Raw genomic sequence first — 18,634 nt, 5'->3', positions numbered from 1 at the left:
AGACGGGAGCGTCAACCCCCGTAACCCCCAACGTGTTTGCGCCAAGATCACGGAGTGGTCACAGCACCGCGGGCGCGGCGTTCGCGGCCTTGCCGGGGGAAGTTCACCGGGCGTAGGACAGGACGCCACGGGACTGAGGGGATGCGAGATGCACACGTTAAAGGGCAAGCCGCAGAGAACCGCTTTCCGGCGCGCTACGCGCATAGCGGTGGCGACAGCGGTGGCGTCCGCCCTCGCGCTGACGGCCGCGGCGTGCGGCGGCAGCAAGAAGGACGACGGGGACAAGAAGAACGCGCCCAGCTCCGGCGCGAGTTCGAGCAGCGCCGCGGGCGACGCGCTGCAACTGCCGGATCTGCACGGCCAGAAGCTGGAGGTGGCCGCGGTCTGGACGGGTCCGGAGCAGAAGAACTTCCAGAAGGTGCTGGACGAGTTCGACAAGCGCACCGGCGCGAAGAGCACGTTCGTGCCGACGGGTGACAGCCAGTCGACCTTCCTGGGCGCGAAGATCCAGGGCGGTGCCCCGCCGGACGTCGCGTTCCTCGCGCAGAACGGCGTGCTGCACCAGTTCGCCGACAAGGGCTGGCTCAAGCCGCTGGGCGCGCAGGCCAAGGCCGAGCTGCAGAAGAACTTCTCCCAGGGCTGGCAGGATCTCGGCGCCTGGAAGGGCACCCAGTACGGCATTTACGCCAAGGTGTCCAACAAGTCGATGATCTGGTACAACACCTCCGCCTTCAGCAACGCGGGTGCGACGGAGCCGAAGACCTGGGCCGACTTCCTGAAGACGGCGGAGACGGTCTTCGACTCGGGCACCGCGCCGGTGTCGATCGGCGGTGCGGACGGCTGGACGCTCACCGACTGGTTCGAGAACGTCTATCTGTCGCAGGCCGGTCCGGACAAGTACGACCAGCTGGCCGCGCACAAGATCAAGTGGACGGACCCGTCCGTCAAGGACGCGCTGACCACACTGGCGCAGCTGTTCGGCAAGAAGGACCTGATCGCGGGCGGCACGAAGGGCGCGCTGGCGACGGACTTCCCGAAGTCGGTGACGCAGACCTTCACCGGCAACCCGCCGGCCGCCGCGATGGTCTACGAGGCGGACTTCGTCTCGGCGTTCATCTCGGGCAACACCAAGGCGAAGGTCGGCACGGACGCCAAGGAGTTCGCCTTCCCGGCGGTCGGCAGCGGCAAGGCGCCGGTCGTCAGCGGCGGTGACGTGGCGGTGGCGCTGAAGGACACCCCGGCGGCGCAGGCGCTGCTGACCTTCATCGCCTCGCCGGACGCGGCCAAGATCTGGGCGCAGGGCGGCGGTTACCTGTCGCCGAACAAGAACCTGGACATGGCGGCGTACCCGGACGACGTGCAGCGCAACATCGCCACCTCGCTGATCGGCGCGGGCGACGACTTCCGCTTCGACATGTCGGACCAGGCGCCGGCGGCCTTCGGCGGCACGAAGGGCCAGGGCGAGTGGAAGGACCTCCAGGACTTCCTCGCCAACCCGTCGGACATCGCGGGCGCGCAGGCCAAGCTGGAGGCGGACGCCGCCAAGGCCTACGGGGGCTGAGGGTGGCCCCGGCATCGGTGGCGGACGCCACCGCGGGGGCGGGCGGCGGCGGTGCCGCCGCCGTCCCGCCCCCGCCGGGGCCCGCCAAGGGGCCCCGGCGCAGTGTGATGACGACCCGGCCGTGGGTGGCGGCGCTCTTCCTGCTGCCCGCGCTGGTGCTGCTGGGTGCGCTGGTGGCGTACCCGATCGTCTACACGGTCAAGCGCAGCCTGTACGACGCGGACGACAGCGCCTTCGTGGGGCTGAAGAACTTCGGCACGGTCTTCAGCGACCACGGCATCCTCACGGCGGTGCGCAACAACGTCGTGTGGGTGCTGGTCGCGCCGACCGTGGCGACCGCGCTCGGGCTGGTCTTCGCGGTGCTGACGGAGAAGGTGAGCTGGGGCACGGCGTTCAAGCTCGTCGTCTTCATGCCGATGGCGATCTCGATGCTGGCCGCGGGGATCATCTTCCGGCTGGTGTACGAGCAGGACCCGCACCAGGGTGTGGCCAACGCGGTGGTGGTGGCGGTCCACGACACCTTCAGCGACTCGGCGGCCTACCCGGGCGCGAGACCGCGGCCGAACAGCGACCTGAAGCCGTCCGCGGGCGGCTCGTTCACGTCGCAGGCGAAGGCGGCCGCAGGCGCCCCGGCGGATCTGCCGCTCGTCGGCATCCCGCAGAACAAGGTGCCCTCGGGCGCGCGGGACGCCAGGCCCGCGGCGGCGAAGCAGGGCGCGGTCACCGGCACGGTGTGGCTGGACTTCCGGCCCGGCGGCACGGGCACCCCGGGGAAGATCGACCCGGGTGAGAAGGCGCTGTCGGGCGTGAAGGTGCAGGCGGTCAAGGACGGCAAGGTCGTCGCGTCGGCGAAGACCGGCAAGGACGGGACGTACGAGCTGCCCGCGGACGCGGTCGGCGCGCAGTTGCGGCTGCCCGGGTCGAACTTCTCCGGCAAGTACGAGGGCATCAACTGGCTCGGCCCGAGCCTGGTGACACCGTCGATCATCGCGTCGTACATCTGGATGTGGGCCGGTTTCGCGATGGTGCTCATCGCGGCGGGTCTGGCCGGGATGCCGCGCGAGCTGCTGGAGCAGGCCCGGGTGGACGGCGCCAACGAGTGGCAGGTCTTCCGCCGGATCACGGTGCCGCTGCTGGCGCCGGTGCTGGTGGTCGTCACCGTGACGCTGATGATCAACGTCCTGAAGATCTTCGACCTCGTCTACATCATCGCGCCCGGCGACAGCCAGCAGGACGCCAACGTGCTCGCCCTCCAGCTGTACCTGTCGTCCTTCGGCGGCGGCAACAACCAGGGCGTGGGCAGCGCGATCGGCGTGATCCTGCTGCTGCTGGTGCTGCCGGTGATGATCTTCAACATCCGGCGGCTGCGGAAGGAGGGGCGCCGATGAGCGCGGACCAGGCCGCGGGATCCGCGGGAGCCGCGGTGGAACCGGCCCGCGCGGCGCGGCCCGCCGAGAAGCCGGGCCGACGGCTCGGGGCGCGGCTGGCGGAGCTGGCGAGCGGCGGACTGACGCGGATCGTGCTGCTGGTGGTGGGCCTGTTCTGGCTGCTGCCGACGGTGGGCCTGCTGCTGTCCAGCCTGCGCACCCCGACCGACATCGCGGCGAGCGGCTGGTGGAAGGTCTTCACCTCCCCCTCGCAGCTGACGGTGACCAACTACCGCACACTGCTGGACAACCACGCCGTCACCGACTCGCTGGTGAACACCGCGCTGATCACCGTCCCGGCCACGCTGCTGGTCGTGGTGATCGGCGCGCTGGCCGGCTACGCCTTCGCCTGGATGGACTTCCCCGGCCGCGACTGGTGGTTCATCGCGGTGGTGGCGATGCTCGTGGTGCCGGTGCAGGTGGCGCTCATCCCGGTGGCGAAGCTGTTCGGCGACATCGGGATCTTCGGCGACATCTCCGGGGTGGTGCTCTTCCACACCGCCTTCGGGCTGCCGTTCGCGATCTTCCTGCTGCGGAACTTCTTCGCGGAGATCCCGCGTGAGCTGCTGGAGGCCGCACGGCTGGACGGCGCGGGCGAACTGCGGCTCTTCCTGCGGGTGGTGCTGCCGCTGGGCGGCCCGGCCATCGCGTCGCTGGGCATCTTCCAGTTCCTGTGGGTGTGGAACGACATGCTGGTCGCGCTGATCTTCGCGGACAGCGACTCGCAGCCCATCACGGTGGCGCTGCAGCAGCAGGTGCGGCAGTTCGGCAACAACATCGACATCCTGGCGCCCGGCGCCTTCGTGTCGATGGTCATCCCGCTGGCGGTCTTCTTCGCCTTCCAGCGGCAGTTCGTCAACGGGGTCATGGCCGGCGCCGTGAAGTGAGCCGGCCGGGAACGACCGGGCATTCCGGGCAGCGGGGGACGTCTACACTGACGCCCCCCGCAGCCCGGAGCAGCCCCCGCCGGGGGCCGCCGCCCGTTCGAACGGATCGTCATGACGCTCTCCCCCGCCGCCGCCGGACCGGCCGGCGAGCAGCTGCCCGCGCCCACCTCGCTGGACGAGGTCAAGGGCTGGTTCTTCCCCGCCGACCAGGTGCTCTTCGACTGGTTCCTGACCCGGCAGCAGGAGCTGACCGAACCCGGCGACCTGCTGGAGATCGGCGCCTACATGGGCAAGAGCGCGATCTTCCTGGGCGGTTACCTGCGCGACGGCGAGACCTTCACCGTCTGCGACCTGTTCGATTCCCCGGCGCAGGACGACGCCAACTCCGCGGAGATGCGGTACTCCTACGCGACGCTCACCCGTCGCTCGTTCGAGGCAAATTACCTGTCCTTCCACGACGCCCTGCCGACCGTCGTCCAGGGCCTGTCCTCGCTCGTGCCCGACCGGGTGGCCGCGGCCAGCTGCCGCTTCGCGCACATCGACGGCTCGCACCTGTACGAGCACGTGCGCGGCGACATCGACAGCGCCCGCGCCCTGCTGCACCCGCACGGCGTCGTGGCCCTCGACGACTACCGCTCCGAGCACTGCCCGGGGGTGGCCGCCGCGGTCTGGGAGGCGGTCGCCACCGGCGGCCTCAACCCGGTGTGCGTGACCGGCACCAAGCTCTACGGCACCTGGGGCGACCCGGCACCGGTGCGCGAGGCGCTGCTGGCCTTCCTGGCCGGCCGTGACGACCTGTGGCACGGCAGCGAGACGGTGGGCGGCGGGACGCTGGTGCGGGTCAAGGGCGGCAAGGCCGTCGTACCGCCCGCGCACCCGGTCTCCCGGCACCGGCCGCCCGAGCCGCCCGCCGAGCCGGCCGTGGAGGTGCCGCAGCCGCCGGCCGCGCAGATGGCGGTACGGCGGCGGTCGCCGCTGCGGCGGTTCGCGCTCGCCGTGCTGCCGCCGTTCGTGTCCCAAGGCTTCGTAAGGCTTAGGGCGGCGCTGCGCCACCAGGCGTAACCACCGGGGCGGCCGCGCGTTCGCAGGATATATAGCGTCACACGCCGCATTCCTCGCGTATGCGGCGTAAGCGTCCCTGCCCCCGTGCCGAACCTGGATGTGCTGCTGTGCCCCGCTTCAGCGTCATCGTGCCCGTCTACCACGTGCAGGCCTATCTGCACGCCTGCCTGGACTCCGTGCTCGGCCAGTCCTACGGCGACATCGAGGTCATCGTGGTGGACGACTGCTCGCCGGACGGCAGCGGAGAGATCGCCGACACCTACGCCGCGCGCGACCCCCGCGTCACCGTGCTGCACCTGCCGGAGAACGTCGGCCTCGGCCCCGCCCGCAACGCCGGTCTCGCCCGCGCCACCGGCGAGTACGTCCTCTTCCTCGACAGCGACGACACCTACGCGCCCGGCGCGCTCGCCGCCGTCGCCGCCCGTATCGACGCCACCGGCCACCCCGACCTGCTGGTCTTCGACTACGTGCGCACGTACTGGAACGGCCGGGCCGAGCGCAACCAGTTCGCGGCGCTGCTCGCACAGACCGACCCGCAGGTCTTCACCCTCGCCGAGCGCCCCGAACTGCTGCGGCTCATCATGGTCGCCTGGAACAAGGCCTACCGCCGCGACTTCCTCACCCGCACCGGCCTGCTCTTCCCCACCGGCTACTACGAGGACACCCCCTGGACGTACCCGGCGCTGATGACCGCGCGCAGCATCGCCCTGCTCGACCAGGTGTGCGTCCACTACCGGCAGCGCCGCCGCCGCGGCATCCTGCGCACCACCAGCCGCCGGCACTTCGAGATCTTCAAGCAGTACGACCTGCTCTTCGCCCTGATCGACGCCGACCTCGCGCTGGAGCAGTGGCGCGGGGTGCTCTTCCGCCGGATGCTCGACCACCTCTCGACCGTCTTCACCCTGCCCGACCGGCTGCCCCCCTCCTCCCGCCCGGAGTTCTTCCGCCGCTGCCGCGCCCAGTACCGCAAGCTGCGCCCGGAGGACTTCCGCATCGCCCCCGGCCGCCGCAGCGGGGTGCGCTACCTGCTCATCGCGCTCGGCGCCCGCCGCACCTTCTCCGCCCTCGGCGGGCTGCACCGGCTGCGGCTGCGCGCCGCCCGGCAGGCCGGTGTGCTGCGGCGGCGGGCCCGCGAGGCCGCCCTGCACGCGTACTACCGCTTCCAGCGGCGCCGCCCGCTCGACCCCGGCCTCGCCGTCTTCTCCGCCTACTGGGACCGCGGTTACGCCTGCAACCCCGCCGCGATCGAGGCCGCCGTACGCGAACTGGCCCCGCACATGCGGACGGCCTGGATCACCACCGAGGCCCACGCGCACACCCTCCCCCGCGGTGTCCAGCGCCTCGAACCCGGCTCGGCCGCCTGCTGGAAGGCCCTGGCCCGCGCGTCCTACCTGGTCAGCAACGTCAACCTGCACCGCCGCTACGCCAAGCGCCCCGGCCAGGTCAACGTCCAGACCCACCACGGCACCCCGCTCAAGCACATGGGCATCGACCTGATGGCGCACCCGGCCGCCGCCCGCGGCACGGACTTCGAACGCATGCTGCGGCACGTCGACCGCTGGGACTACAGCGTCTCCGCGAGCCGCCACTCCAGCCTGGTGTGGGAGCGCGCCTACCCCGCGGCCTTCACCTGTCTGGAGTACGGGCAGCCGCGCACCGACGTCTTCCACCGGGCCACCCCCGAGGACGTCCTCGCGCTGCGCGACCGCTTCGGCATCCCGCGCACCGCGACCGCCCTCCTCTACGCCCCCACCCACCGCGACTACGAACGCGGCTTCCGGCCCCTGCTCGACCTGCCCCGGCTCGCCGAGGAACTCGGCCCCTCCGTCGTCCTGCTGATGCGCGCGCACTACTTCCACACGCCGGACGCCGCCCCGCCCGCGGCCCACCCCCGCGTCATCGACGTCAGCGCGCACCCTTGCGCGGAGGAGGTGTGCCTCGCCTCCGACGGGCTCATCACCGACTACTCGTCCCTGATGTTCGACTACGCCGGGCTGGACCGGCCGATCGTGCTGCACGTCCCCGACTGGGAGACCTACCGGGCCACCCGGGGCGTGTACTTCGACGTCACCGCCACGCCGCCCGGGCCCGTCGCCCGCACCCAGGACGAGCTGACCGACATCCTCGCGACCGGCTCCTGGTCCGGCACCCGCGCGGCCGCCCTGCGGGCGGCCTTCCGGGCACGCTTCTGCCCCTACGACGACGGACACGCGGCCGAGCGCGTCGTCCGCCGCGTCTTCCTCTCCCAGGAGGGCGGCCTCCCCGCGGTCGTCCCCCTCCCCGACCGCACCCCTGTCCCGGGCCTGCCCCCGGCGCCGGCCCGCGGGGCCGTCCGCCCAGCCCCCTGAGCTCCGCTCCGGACCTTGCGGTCGGGCTTCGCCCGGGAGGTGGCCCCACGCGCCCCTGGGTGATTGCCACTTGGCGTGGCATGTCGCCTTCCCCCGGTGGGGGCTGAGCGCGCAGTTCCCCGCGCCCCCAAAAACGCTCACCCTGCGCAGCGAGGGCACCCACCAGGGGCGTGGGAAACTGCGCGACCAGCCCACCACCGGGGGGAAGGTCGCGCGGACCACCGCACGGGGCAGCCCGGAGCGTCAGGGCGCCGGCACCGCAGGGGCCGAGGTCTCCTCGGGAGCGGGCGCGAGCACGGGCGCCGGCGCCGGACGCCGGTCCCCCAGCGGCCGGTAGGGAAGCAGCCCTTCCTCGGAGAGGAACACGCGGCGGACGACGCGCTCCGCCGCGAGCCCGTCGTCGTACGCGCAGAAGCGCGTACGGAACGCCGCCCGCAGAGCAGCCGCGGCCTCCCCGCGGTACGCCCCGGAGCGGAAAGCTTCCGCGAGCGATGCCTCGTCCCGCGCGACAGCGCCCGGCGTCTCGCCGGGCCTGCCGGACAGCAGGTCGAAGTAGACGCCCCGCGCGGCCCGGTACGCCTCCCAGTCGGCCGCGTGGACGACGATCGGCCGGTCCAGGTTCGCGTAGTCGAACATCAGCGAGGAGAAGTCGGTGACGAGCGCGTCGGAGGCGAGGCACAGCTCCTCCACGCTGGGGTGGGCGGAGACGTCCACGATCGCCCCGGCCGCGTGCAGCGCCTCCAGTTCGGGGCTCTCGCCGTAGAAGTAGTGGGCGCGCACCAGCAGCGTGTGGCCGGGGCCGAGTTCGCGGGCGAGCCGTCCGAGGTCGAGCGGCAGCACGAAGTCGCGCTGGTAGTCGCGGTGGGTGGGCGCGTAGAGGATCGCGACCGTGCCGTCGGCGATGCCGAGGGCCTGCCGCGCGGCCCGTACCTGCTCGGCGCCCGCCGCGTAGAAGACGTCGTTGCGCGGGTATCCGCTGGGCAGCGTGGTGTAGCCGCTGGGGTAGACGCGGTCGAAGACCTCCGCGGAGTGCTGGTTGGCGACGAGCGAGTAGTCCCACTGGTCGGCGTGGTCGAGCAGCCGCCCAAAGCTCATGCCCTTGCCGACGGCGGGCCGGGCCCGCAGGTCCATGCCCATGTGCTTGAGCGGTGTGCCGTGGTGGGTCTGGACGTACGTCTGGCCGGGGCGTTTGACGACGGTCCCGGTGAAGTTCGCGTTGTTGACGAGGTAGCGGGCGCGCGCGAGGACGTCCCAGTAGCGGCGGGTGTTGACGACGACGTGGTCGGTGCCGGGCGGCAGCGCGTCCCGGTCGCGCTTGGTGACGACCCACACGGCGCGCAGGTGCGGGGCGATCTCCGCGGCCTTGCGGGCGATGGCGGCGGGGTTGCAGGCGACACCGCGGTTCCAGTAGGCGGCGTAGACGACCAGGTTCGGGTCGATCGGGCGGCGCAGCCGCATCCGGTAGTAGCGCTGGTAGGCCGCGCGGGCCAGGCCGTGCCGCTGGGCGCGCAGCCGCCGGACGGCGCCTGCGGCGAGGGTGCGCAGAGCCATGGCGGCGCGGTAGCGCGGGTAGGAGCCGCTGCCGGCGGCCCGTACCCAGCGGGCCTCGGCGGGTTCGGGCGCGGTCCATCCGGCGGGGCGGTGCGCGGTGAGCAGCCGCCCGGCGCGGCGGACGAAGTCGGGTGTGGCGTCGGGGGTGAGCCGGTCCTCGCCGACGGCCATGAGCTGCGCGGCCATCTGCCCGTAGAGCGCGGCGCGCTGCGGCCCGTCGGTGATCTCGGCGAACAGTTCGTCGTAGCGGTCGAGTACGGCCAGGTGGTGGGGGCCGCGGGTGGTGGTGAGGCTGCCGGAGCGGCGCTTGCGCCACCGGACGCACACCCGGTCCAGGCACGCGATCTTTTCGGCGGCGGTCAGCACGCGGGCGGCGACGGCGATGTCGGCGTAGGGGGCGTCGCCGAACGCGAAGCCGTGCGCCGTCCAGTGGTCGCGGCGCACCGCGCGGTTCCAGGCGGCGGGGTGGCAGCCGAGGCAGCCGGGGCGTTCGGCGGCGGTGAAGACGCGCTCCCCGGCGGCGGCCAGGAAGTCGCCGTCGCCGCTCTCCTGGACGTTCTCCCACACGGTGAAGCGCTCGTGGTCGAAGAGCAGCACGTCGGGGTTGCCGGTGCGGGTCAGGCGGGCGTCGAGGGCGGCGAGGGTGCCGGGGGTCATGACGTCGTCGGCGTCGAGGAAGAGCAGGTAGTCGCCGGTGGCGTGGGCGGCTCCGGCGTCCCGGGCGAGCCCCGTGCCGCGGTGGACGTCGAGCCGGACCGGGCGGACCCGCGGGTCGGCGGCCGCGAGGTCGGCGGCGACCGCGCCGGACGCGTCGGGCGAGGCGTCGTCGACGGCGACCAGTTCGAGGTCGCCGTAGGACTGGCCGAGCACGGACTCGGCGCAGACGCGCAGGAAGCCCTGCGCTCGGTGGGCGGGGACGACGACGCTGAAGCGTGGCATGACCATCCTGGACAGATCGGCGGTTTCCGGCACGGGGTAGCTTCCGAGGGTAATCACACGGACACCGTGTGTCGATCCGCGGGGTCGTGTCGCTCGTTCGGCCTACCTACGGTGACCGCTCAGGGCGCGGCGAGTTGAACCACACGGCATGGTCTGCCGCCGCCACTGAAAGGAGCGTTGCCGTCCCATGACGCCCCGCCTGACCGTCGTCGTGCCCGTCTACAACGTCGAGCAGTACCTGGAGGAGTGCCTGCGGTCGATCGCCGCGCAGTCGCTGGCCGCCCTCGACGTGGTGATGGTCGACGACGGGTCCACGGACGCCAGTGCGGACATCGCCCGCGCGTTCGCCGCGGGCGACTCCCGCTTCCGCCTGGTCTCCCAGGCCAACGGCGGGCTCGGCCACGCCCGCAACACCGGCGCCCGGCACGCCCACCCGGACACCGAGTACCTGACCTTCGCCGACAGCGACGACGTCCTCCCGCCGTACGCGTACGACCGGCTCACCGCGCTGCTGGACCGCTCCGGCTCGGACTTCGCGACCGGCAACGTCTACCGGCTCACCGCCGCCGGGCGCAGCCAGGCCTGGCAGCACCGCGGCATGACGAAGACCGTCAGCCGCACCCACATCACCCGCGACCTGGGCCTGCTGTCGGACCGCGTGGCCTGGAACAAGGTCTTCCGCCGCGACTTCTGGAACCGGCACCAGCTCGCCTTCCCCGAGGGCGTCCTCTACGAGGACACACCCGTGACGATCCCCGCGCACTTCCTCGCCGAGGCCGTCGACGTCTCCCACGAGCACGTGTACTACTGGCGCATCCGGGAGGGCTCGATCACCCGGCGGCGCACCGACGTCAAGGGCGTCACCGACCGCATCGCCGCCGTCGACGGCGTCTCGCGCTTCCTCGCCGACCCCGCCAACACCCGCTGGAGCAGGTACAAGCGCGACTACGACCGCTCCGTCCTCACCGACGACCTGCTCTACTTCATCGAGGCGCTGCCGATGGCGGGCCCCGACTACCGCCGGGTCTTCATGGACCGCGCGGCCGACTACCTCAGCCGGGTCGACCCCGGCCTCTTCCCCGGTCTGCCCGTCGAACTGCGGCTGCGCTGGGAGCTGATCCGCGAGGGCCGGCTCGACGACCTGCTCGACGTCCTCGCCCACGAACAGCACGGCGGCCGCACCGTCTTCGACCTCGCGGGCCCGCCGCTGCGCAAGCGCGCCGCCTTGCCGCGACCGGACGGCACACCCGTGCCGCTGTCCCGCGCCGCGACCGCCGTCGGCCGCTCCGACCTGCCCGTCGTCGCCCGGCTGCGCGACCTGCGGTGGCGCGACGGCAAACTGGTGCTCAGCGGCTACGCCTACGTCCGCAACGCCGACGCCCGCGGCCGCCACACCCAGTTCACCACCGCGGTGGCCACCTGCGGGCGGCGCCGCCTGCTGCTGCCGCTGCGCACGGTCCGGACGCAGGACGTCACCGACGAGCAGCGTCAGGAACGCCACTGCTACGACTGGTCCGGCTTCGAGATCACCGTCGACCCCGCGCGGCTGCGCGACCAGGGGCAGTGGAAGGCCGGGCAGTGGCGGATCGGCGTGGTGCTCGCGGGCGCCGCGGGCGTGCGCCCCGCCGCGCTGCGCGCCGCCGAGACCGGCGCCGGATCCTCCCCCGTGCCCTTCCCGCTCACCGACGACATCCGCCTCGTGCCCTGGTACAAGGACGGCCGGCTGCACCTGTCCGTCGAACCCGTCACCCGCCGCCTCACCGGCCACCGGGAGAGCCCCGACGGCACGGCGCTGCGGCTCGCGCTCGACGTCCGCGACGGCACCCTGCCGGTCTCGCTGCGGCTCGCCCAGCAGGCCGCCGGCTCCGTGCTCGACGTCCGGCTGGCGCCGGGCGAGGCGTCGGGCGGCTGGACACCGCTGACCGCCGAGGTGCCGCTCGCCCGGCTGGGCCGCGCGCGGCCCGACCTCACCGGGCTGCCCAAGGAGGTCGCGCCGGAGACGACCGCGACCTGGACCGCCGACCTCGTCTTCCCCGACGGCGGCACCGCCCGCGTCGCCCTCGACCGCCCCCTCCCCCCCGGCCACTATCCGCTGCCCGCCGACGACCGCGGCGCGGACGGCCCGGTGCCCCGCGAACTGACCGTGGAGGGCACGGCCGCCGGCAACCTCGTCCTGCGCGACCGCATCCCGCACGCCGTCGCGGACCACGTGACCCTGACCCCGGACGGCCACCTCCTGGTCGAGGGCGACCTCCCGTCCTCCCTGACCCCGCGGCGGCAGCCGGCCCCGGTGGCCGAGGGCACGGGAACGGAGGCCGCCGAGCCCGGCCCGGCGGAAGAGGTCGCAGAGGCGGACGAGGCCGCGCAGGCGGACGGGGCCGCGCAGGCGGACGGGGCCGAACCCGGGCGTACGGACGCGGACGCCGGACCTGCCGAGGGTACGGAGCCCGCCGCCGAACCGGCCGGAGCAGCCGCGCCCGGCGCCGAACCCGGACACACGGACGAGGACGCCGCAGCAGCCGGACCCGGCCGTACCGGCGAGGCCGCCGCACCCGGCGAGCCCGCGGAACCCGTCGCCGAGCCCGGGGCCGTACCGCAGCCCGCCGCCGAACCGGCTGCCGTGGCCGGGACCGCCGCCGAACCGCGGGCCGCCGACCCCGCCGCGCAGTCGGCCGCGGAATCCGTGCGGCTCGTGCTGCGGCACGGCACGTACGGCGCCGAGACGGGTGTCGGCGTCAGGAGGGAGGAGGGCGGCGCCCGGTTCGCCGCGTCCGTGGACGTCGGCGCCCTTCCGCACGCCGGGCGCTGGTACCTGCACCTGCGCGCGGACGGCCGGGACACCCCCGTACGGATCGCGCCCGCCGCGATGCCCGCGCTGCCGCTGGCGCGACCGGAGGCCGAGGGCGCCCGCCCGGTGACCGTCGACCGGCGCTTCCACGACCACCTGTTCGTCGCCGCGGGCGACCCCGTACCGGCCGACGACCGGGGCCCGTACCGGCAGCGGATGCTGCGCGAGCGCCGCTACCCCGTGCTGCTGCGCCGCGAGCTGACCGAGACCGTCCTCTACAGCAGCTTCGACGGCCGCCGCTGCGACGACTCGCCGCGCGCCGTGCACGGCGAGCTGGTGCGCCGCGGGGTGGCGATGGAGCACGTGTGGGCGGTCGCCGACCGCGGTGTGCCCGTACCGGCGGCCGCGCGCGCGGTGGTGATCGGCAGTCACGACTGGTACGAGGCGCTGGCGCGCAGCCGCTGCGTCGTCACCAACACCCATCTGCCCGCCTTCTTCCGCCGCCGCGACGGGCAGCACGTCGTGCAGACCTGGCACGGCAGCCCGGTCAAGCGTTTCGGCCAGGACCTGGCCGGCACGCTGTGCGCGGACCTCACCCACATGTGGCCGCAGCCGCGGCGCGGCGACCAGTGGAGCCTGCTGCTCTCGCCGAACGCGCAGAGCACGCCCGTGCTGCGGCGCGCGCTGGACTTCCACGGCGAGACCGCCGAGACCGGGCTGCCGCGCACCGACCTGCTCAGCGGCGAGGACCGGGAGAAGGTCGCCGAGGAGGTGCGTGCCCGGCTCGCCCTGCCGCCGGGCCGCACGGTCGTGCTGTACGCGCCGACCGTCCGCGACGACGAGGCCTACGACGCCGGGCACCAGCGGCTGCACCTGGCCGCCGACCTCGCGGCGCTGGAGGCCGAACTCGGCGACACGCACGTGCTGCTGGTGCGCGCCCACCCGCGCGTCGCCGACACCGTGCCCGCCGCGCCGGACGGCACCGGCTTCGTCCGGGACGTGTCCGGCCACCAGGACCTGGCCGAGCTGCTGCTCGCCGCCGACGTGCTGGTCACCGACTACGCCTCGCTGCTCGCGGACTTCGCGGTGACCGGCCGCCCGGTCCTGCTGCTCGCCCCGGACCTCGCGCACGTCCGGGACACCCTGCGCGGCTTCACCTTCGACTTCGAGGCGCAGGCCCCCGGCCCGCTGCTGTCGGACACCGCGGAGCTGATCGCCGCGCTGCGCGACCCGGCCGCCGCGGTCGGGCCGTACGGGGCCGCGTACGACGCCTTCCGTGCCGCCTTCTGCCATCTGGACGACGGCGGCGCCGCCGCCCGCGTGGCGGACTTGATTCTGCGCGGGCCGCGGATCTGATGAGGCGGGGCGGAACGGCCCCGCCCCGCGGCCCGCGCCCCGCCGACCCCCCTCCCCTCCCTCACCCCCCCTGGTCTCTCATGCCCCACGCACCCCGGCACCCCTGCGATTCCTGGAGGCCGTCACCGTGCAGCTGTCCGTGATCACCTCGCTCACCGGACTGGCCCTGCTGGCCTGCATCCTGGAGCTGCTGCGCCGCCACCAGCTCAAGGAGAAGTACGCGGCCCTGTGGCTCGCGGTCGGCTCCGCGGTCGTCCCGCTCGGGCTCTTCCCGTGGATGCTGGACTCCGTCGCGGGCAGCGTCGGCATCAAGTCGGGCGTCAGCCTGGTGCTCTTCGCGGGCATCGTGCTGCTGCTCCTGGTCTGCCTGCACCTGAGCTGGGAGTCCAGCCGCCTGGAGGAGAAGACCAGGACGCTGGCCGAGGAGATCGCCCTGCTCAGGACGGAGATCGACGCCCCCGACCCGGGCCCGGCCCCCTCCCCCGCGCCCGCCCCCACGGCCGCGCAGCGCCCGGAGCGCTCCGGATGAGGTCGGGAGCGGGATTCGACGCGGGCGCCGGTCTCGGCGCCGGAACGGGCGGCGCCGCGCGCACGGACACGGCCTCGGGCACGGCGGACCCGGCGGCGGGCGCGGGGACGGCCACCGCGCCGGGCACCGCCCCGGCCGCCTCCCGCACACCGGGCGGGACGCGCCGGGTGCTGGTCATCGTGCCCGCGTGGAACGAGGCCGCGGGGCTCGCCGCCGTCCTCAAGGAGCTGCGGACCGCGGTGCCGTGGGCGGACGTCCTGGTCGTCGACGACGGCTCGACCGACCTCACCGCGGCCACCGCCCGCACCGCGGGCGCCATGGTGGCGCGGCTGCCGTACAACCTGGGCGTCGGCGGCGCGATGCGCACCGGCTACCGCTACGCCCTCGACCACGGCTACGACGCCGCCGTGCAGGTCGATGCCGACGGCCAGCACGACCCCGCGTACGTGCCCGCGCTGCTGGCCGCCCTGGACACCGCGGACCTCGCGGTCGGCGCGCGCTTCGCGGGCGTCGGCGACTACCAGGTGCGCGGGCCGCGGCGCTGGACGATGCGGCTGCTGTCGCTCGTGCTGTCCGCGCTCGCCGGCACCCGGCTGACCGACTCCACGTCCGGCTTCCGGGCCTGCAACGGCGACCTCATCGCCTTCTTCGCCCGCTGGTACCCGGCCGAATACCTGGGCGACACCGTCGAGAGCATGGTGGGGGCGCTGCGCCGCGGCTACCACGTGTGCCAGGTGCCGGTCGCGATGCGGCCGCGCGCGGCGGGCGCGCCCAGCCAGTCCGCGGGCCGCGCCCTGGTCTACCTCGCCCGCACCGGCCTGGTGCTGCTGCTCGCGCTGACCCGCCGGGTACCCGCCCCGACCCGCGCCGACCTGCCCCGTATGCCGCACACCCCGGGGGCCCACCGGTGAGCGGCGGCGGCGTGCGGTTCGACGTGACGATCCCGTACTACGGGGACGTCGCCCTGCTCCGGGCGGCGGTGCGCAGCGTGCAGGCGCAGGACGGGGACGACTGGCGGCTCACCGTCGTGGACGACGGGCGCGAGCCGGGCGTGCCGGAGTGGTTCGCCGGGCTCGACGACCCGCGCGTGCACTACCTGCGCAACCCCGAGAACCTCGGGGTGACCGGCAACTTCAACCGCTGCGTCGAACTGGCCCGCGCACCCTACGTCGTGCTCATGGGCTGCGACGACCTGATGCTGCCCGGCTACCTGCAGACCGTGCGGCGCGCGCTGCGCCGCTCCCCCGGCGCCGTCATGGTGCAGCCGGGCGTGCAGGTCGTGGACGCCGACGGACGGCCCTGCCGCACTCTCACCGACACCGCGAAGAAGCGGCTGTACGCGCCCGGCCGGGTGCGCCGGGCCCCCGCGCTGCTCGGCGGCGAGGACCTGGCGGTGTCGCTGCTGCGCGGCAACTGGCTCTACTTCCCCTCCGTGTGCTGGCGCACCGACGCGCTGCGCCGCCACCCCTTCCGTGCCGACCTGGGCGTGATCCAGGACCTGGCCGTCGTCCTCGACCTGCTGCTGGACGGCGGGCGGCTGGCCACCGACCCGGAGATCTGCTTCCGCTACCGGCGGCACGCGCAGAGCGCGTCCGCCGCGCAGGCCGCGACCGGCGCCCGCTTCGACGAGGCCCGCGACTTCTTCCTCGGCGCCTGCGCGCGGCTGCTCGCCCACGGGTGGCCGCGCGCCGCCCGCGCGGCCCGCCGCCACTGGTCCTCCCGGCTGCACGCCCTGACGCTGCTGCCCGCCGCCGTGTCCTCCCGCCCGGCGGCGCAGGCCCTGCTGCGGCACGCCTTCGCCCCGCGCCGGGCCCCGTGGCCGGGGGCCCCGCCGGTCCGTGCGCCGGGGGCACCCGGCGCGGACCCCGGCGGGACCGGGCCCGTACCGGAGGCGGCCCAGGCGGCCCGGCCCGGTGGGCGGGACGCCGACGGGCCGCCGGACTCCCCTCGGCCATCCCGGCCGTACCAGCTGTGACGTGAAAGGCGTGAAAGACCCGCGATGTCCGACACCACCACCCCCGACTACACCGCCCGCCTGCTGGGACGGCGGCTGCTGCCCACCCAGGCGCCCTACCGCTGGAACCTGCGCCGGCTGCGGCTGGGCAGAACACTGGACGTCGGCTGCGGGGTGGGCCGCAACCTCCAGCACTGCCCGCCGGGCAGCGTCGGCGTCGACCACAACCCGTACTCGGTCGCCGCGGCCCGCGAACGCGGCCTGACCGCGTACACCCCCGACGAGTTCACCGCCGCGGGCTTCGTCCCCGGCGCCTTCGACGCCCTGCTGTGCGCGCACGTCCTGGAGCATCTCGACGGCGACACGGCCACCGCGCTGCTGGACGCCTACCTGCCGTACGTACGGCCCGGCGGGCGCGTCGTGCTGATCACCCCGCAGGAGGCGGGCTTCGCGAGCGACGCCACGCATGTGCGCTACGTGGGCTTCGAGGAGCTGGCCAAGGAGGCCGCGACCGCCGGGCTCGCGGTCCGCCGGACGTACTCCTTCCCGCTGCCGCGGCGGGCCGGACGGATCTTCAAGTACAACGAGTTCGTGATGGTCTGCGCGGTGCCCGCAGCCCCCTCGGCGGACCGCCGGACCGCCAGGTGAGCGTCGACGCACCGCCGTCCGGGGCCCGCCGCCTGCCGCTGCCGCCGGCCGCGCTGCGGCGGGCCGCCGACCGCGTCCCGCCGCACGCCCGGCTGCCCCTCGCGGTCGCCGCGGCCTGCGAGTTCGTGCTGCTGCTGTGGTGGCTGGCCTTCTACCCGGGACTGATGAGCTTCGACACGGTCACCTACGTCTGGCAGGTGACGACCGGTCACTGGCGCAGCGACCACTCCGTCGCCTACGACGTGCTGGTGTGGCTGTCGCTCCAGATCACCGGCGGCCTCGGCGCGCTGACCTTCCTCCAGACGGTGGTGCTGGCCGCCGGACTCGGCTACGCCTGCCACGGCCTGCGCGCCCTCGGCGTGCGCGGCCGGTGGGCGGCCCTCGCCCCGCTGGTGGTCGTGTTGATCCCGTCCACCGGCACGTTCGGCATCTTCGTGTGGAAGGACAGCGCCTACGCCATCGCCGCCGTGCTGGCCTTCGGCGCGTGCGCGCACCTGGCCGTGCGGCAGCGGCCCACGGCGCACTGGTGGATGCTGGCCGCGGCCATGACCGGCCTGTCGCTCTTCCGCAACAACGCCTACCCCGCGGTCGTCGTCGCGGGCCTGGTGCTGCTCGCCGCGATCCCGCGCTGGTGGCGCCGGATCGCCGCGGTCACGCTGATCCCGACCGCGGTCGCGCTCGGCCTGAACTTCGCCGTCTACCCGGCGATCGGCATCCAGTCGCCGCGCACCAGCTCGTACTACGCCTTCAACTACGCCGACATCGCCGTCGCCTACCACCGCGCCCCGCAGTCCTTCCGCGGCTCCGACCTCGCGGTGATGCGGCAGGTCGCGCCGCTCGCGCACTGGTCGGGCGGCGGCGCCAACTGCGCCTGGGTCGATCCGCTCATGGCCGTGCCGTTCGACCGGCCCGCCGCCGAGCGCCTCAACGGCCGGCTGATGGGCGTGTGGAAGCATGTGCTCGCCAAGCGGCCCGACCTGGTGATCTCCGCGCACCTGTGCCGCGGGCGCATCGCCTGGGCGCTGCCCCGCAGCGACACCGACATCTACGTCCAGCCGCCGGTGATCCCCGCCGACCGCTTCGGCTACGCCCTCCCCGGCCACCCCATGGCCGGCAGCCGCTGGCTGCCGGCGCTGCGCACCGGCGCGCCCTCCGTGACCCTGCACCGCGCGGGCAAGTGGGCCTACACCGCCGCCCGCGCACCCGAACTGGCCTGGCCGCTGTGGACCGGCTCCCTGTGGTGCTGGGCGACGTACCTGATCGTGGCCCGGGTGATGCGGCGGCGCCCGCTGCGCGCCGCCCTCGCACTCGCCGCCACCACCGCCGGACTGCAGATCGCGGTGCTGGTCGCGACACCCGCGGGGCTCTTCCGCTACATGGCGGCGCCCGTGCTGCTGGGCTTCCTGTCGGTGCCGCTGCTCGCCGCGGCGCACCCCGCCGACCGGCCGCCCACGGAACCGGTCCCGGCCTGGCGCCGCCCCTTCCGCGGCCGGTCGGCTCCCCGGCGCCCGGAGGAGGAGGCGGCGGCGTGAGGACGCGGGGGCCCGCGGCTGCGGGGCGGGGGGAAGGGACCGGGTGAGGCCG

General features: G+C 74.2%; 12 protein-coding genes. 11 read left to right on the top strand and 1 reads right to left on the bottom strand.

Annotation, left to right across the window (positions count from 1 at the left end; all coding sequences use genetic code 11):
* Positions 1 to 148: 148 nt before the first annotated feature.
* From ACH4PY_RS14460 to ACH4PY_RS14440, 5 genes are all read left to right on the top strand, one after another.
* Entirely contained in the window at positions 149 to 1,561 is a 1,413-nt protein-coding gene (locus tag ACH4PY_RS14460; RefSeq protein WP_398180983.1) for an ABC transporter substrate-binding protein, read from the top strand.
* Between the two features lie 107 nt (positions 1,562 to 1,668).
* Positions 1,669 to 2,949, top strand: a complete 1,281-nt coding sequence (locus ACH4PY_RS14455; RefSeq protein ID WP_398182097.1) for a carbohydrate ABC transporter permease — start codon at positions 1,669 to 1,671, stop codon at positions 2,947 to 2,949.
* The gene (locus tag ACH4PY_RS14450) at positions 2,946 to 3,875 is read left to right on the top strand and encodes a carbohydrate ABC transporter permease (protein ID WP_398180980.1); all 930 of its coding nucleotides are present in this window, start codon (positions 2,946 to 2,948) and stop codon (positions 3,873 to 3,875) included. The genes ACH4PY_RS14455 and ACH4PY_RS14450 overlap by 4 nt, the downstream gene beginning before the upstream one ends.
* A gap of 111 nt (positions 3,876 to 3,986) precedes the next feature.
* Positions 3,987 to 4,937 (top strand): class I SAM-dependent methyltransferase, encoded by a 951-nt coding sequence (locus ACH4PY_RS14445; protein ID WP_398180977.1) that lies wholly within the window; start codon positions 3,987 to 3,989, stop codon positions 4,935 to 4,937.
* 107 nt (positions 4,938 to 5,044) lie between these two features.
* Complete coding sequence (locus ACH4PY_RS14440; RefSeq protein ID WP_398180974.1) at positions 5,045 to 7,285, top strand: CDP-glycerol glycerophosphotransferase family protein; 2,241 nt, start codon at positions 5,045 to 5,047, stop codon at positions 7,283 to 7,285.
* Between the two features lie 243 nt (positions 7,286 to 7,528).
* On the opposite strand, the gene ACH4PY_RS14435 is transcribed toward ACH4PY_RS14440, so the two are convergent.
* Complete coding sequence (locus ACH4PY_RS14435) at positions 7,529 to 9,775, bottom strand: CDP-glycerol glycerophosphotransferase family protein (protein ID WP_398180971.1); 2,247 nt, start codon at positions 9,773 to 9,775, stop codon at positions 7,529 to 7,531.
* A gap of 187 nt (positions 9,776 to 9,962) precedes the next feature.
* Between ACH4PY_RS14435 and ACH4PY_RS14430 the strand changes: the two genes are divergently transcribed.
* The 6 genes from ACH4PY_RS14430 (at position 9,963) to ACH4PY_RS14405 (ending at position 18,582) form a co-directional block, all read left to right on the top strand.
* Positions 9,963 to 13,919 (top strand): CDP-glycerol glycerophosphotransferase family protein, encoded by a 3,957-nt coding sequence (locus ACH4PY_RS14430; RefSeq protein WP_398180969.1) that lies wholly within the window; start codon positions 9,963 to 9,965, stop codon positions 13,917 to 13,919.
* Positions 13,920 to 14,046: 127 nt separating this feature from the next.
* Positions 14,047 to 14,448, top strand: a complete 402-nt coding sequence (locus tag ACH4PY_RS14425; protein ID WP_398180966.1) for a DUF2304 domain-containing protein — start codon at positions 14,047 to 14,049, stop codon at positions 14,446 to 14,448.
* Complete coding sequence (locus ACH4PY_RS14420) at positions 14,445 to 15,359, top strand: glycosyltransferase family 2 protein (protein WP_398180963.1); 915 nt, start codon at positions 14,445 to 14,447, stop codon at positions 15,357 to 15,359. The genes ACH4PY_RS14425 and ACH4PY_RS14420 overlap by 4 nt, the downstream gene beginning before the upstream one ends.
* Complete coding sequence (locus ACH4PY_RS14415; RefSeq protein ID WP_398180960.1) at positions 15,356 to 16,423, top strand: glycosyltransferase family 2 protein; 1,068 nt, start codon at positions 15,356 to 15,358, stop codon at positions 16,421 to 16,423. Before ACH4PY_RS14420 ends, ACH4PY_RS14415 begins: the two co-directional genes overlap by 4 nt.
* Before the next feature lie 24 nt (positions 16,424 to 16,447).
* On the top strand, positions 16,448 to 17,050 hold the full coding sequence (locus ACH4PY_RS14410; protein WP_398180957.1) for a class I SAM-dependent methyltransferase: 603 nt from the start codon (positions 16,448 to 16,450) through the stop codon (positions 17,048 to 17,050).
* Positions 17,047 to 18,582: a hypothetical protein gene (locus ACH4PY_RS14405; protein WP_398180954.1), complete on the top strand. Its 1,536-nt coding sequence runs from the start codon at positions 17,047 to 17,049 to the stop codon at positions 18,580 to 18,582. Before ACH4PY_RS14410 ends, ACH4PY_RS14405 begins: the two co-directional genes overlap by 4 nt.
* Positions 18,583 to 18,634: the final 52 nt, after the last annotated feature.

This window comes from Streptomyces sp. NPDC021224 (assembly GCF_044332905.1).
GTDB lineage: Bacteria > Actinomycetota > Actinomycetes > Streptomycetales > Streptomycetaceae > Actinacidiphila.
The sequence above is the reverse complement of the archived record's forward strand: the minus strand, read 5'-3'. Positions and strand labels throughout refer to the sequence as shown.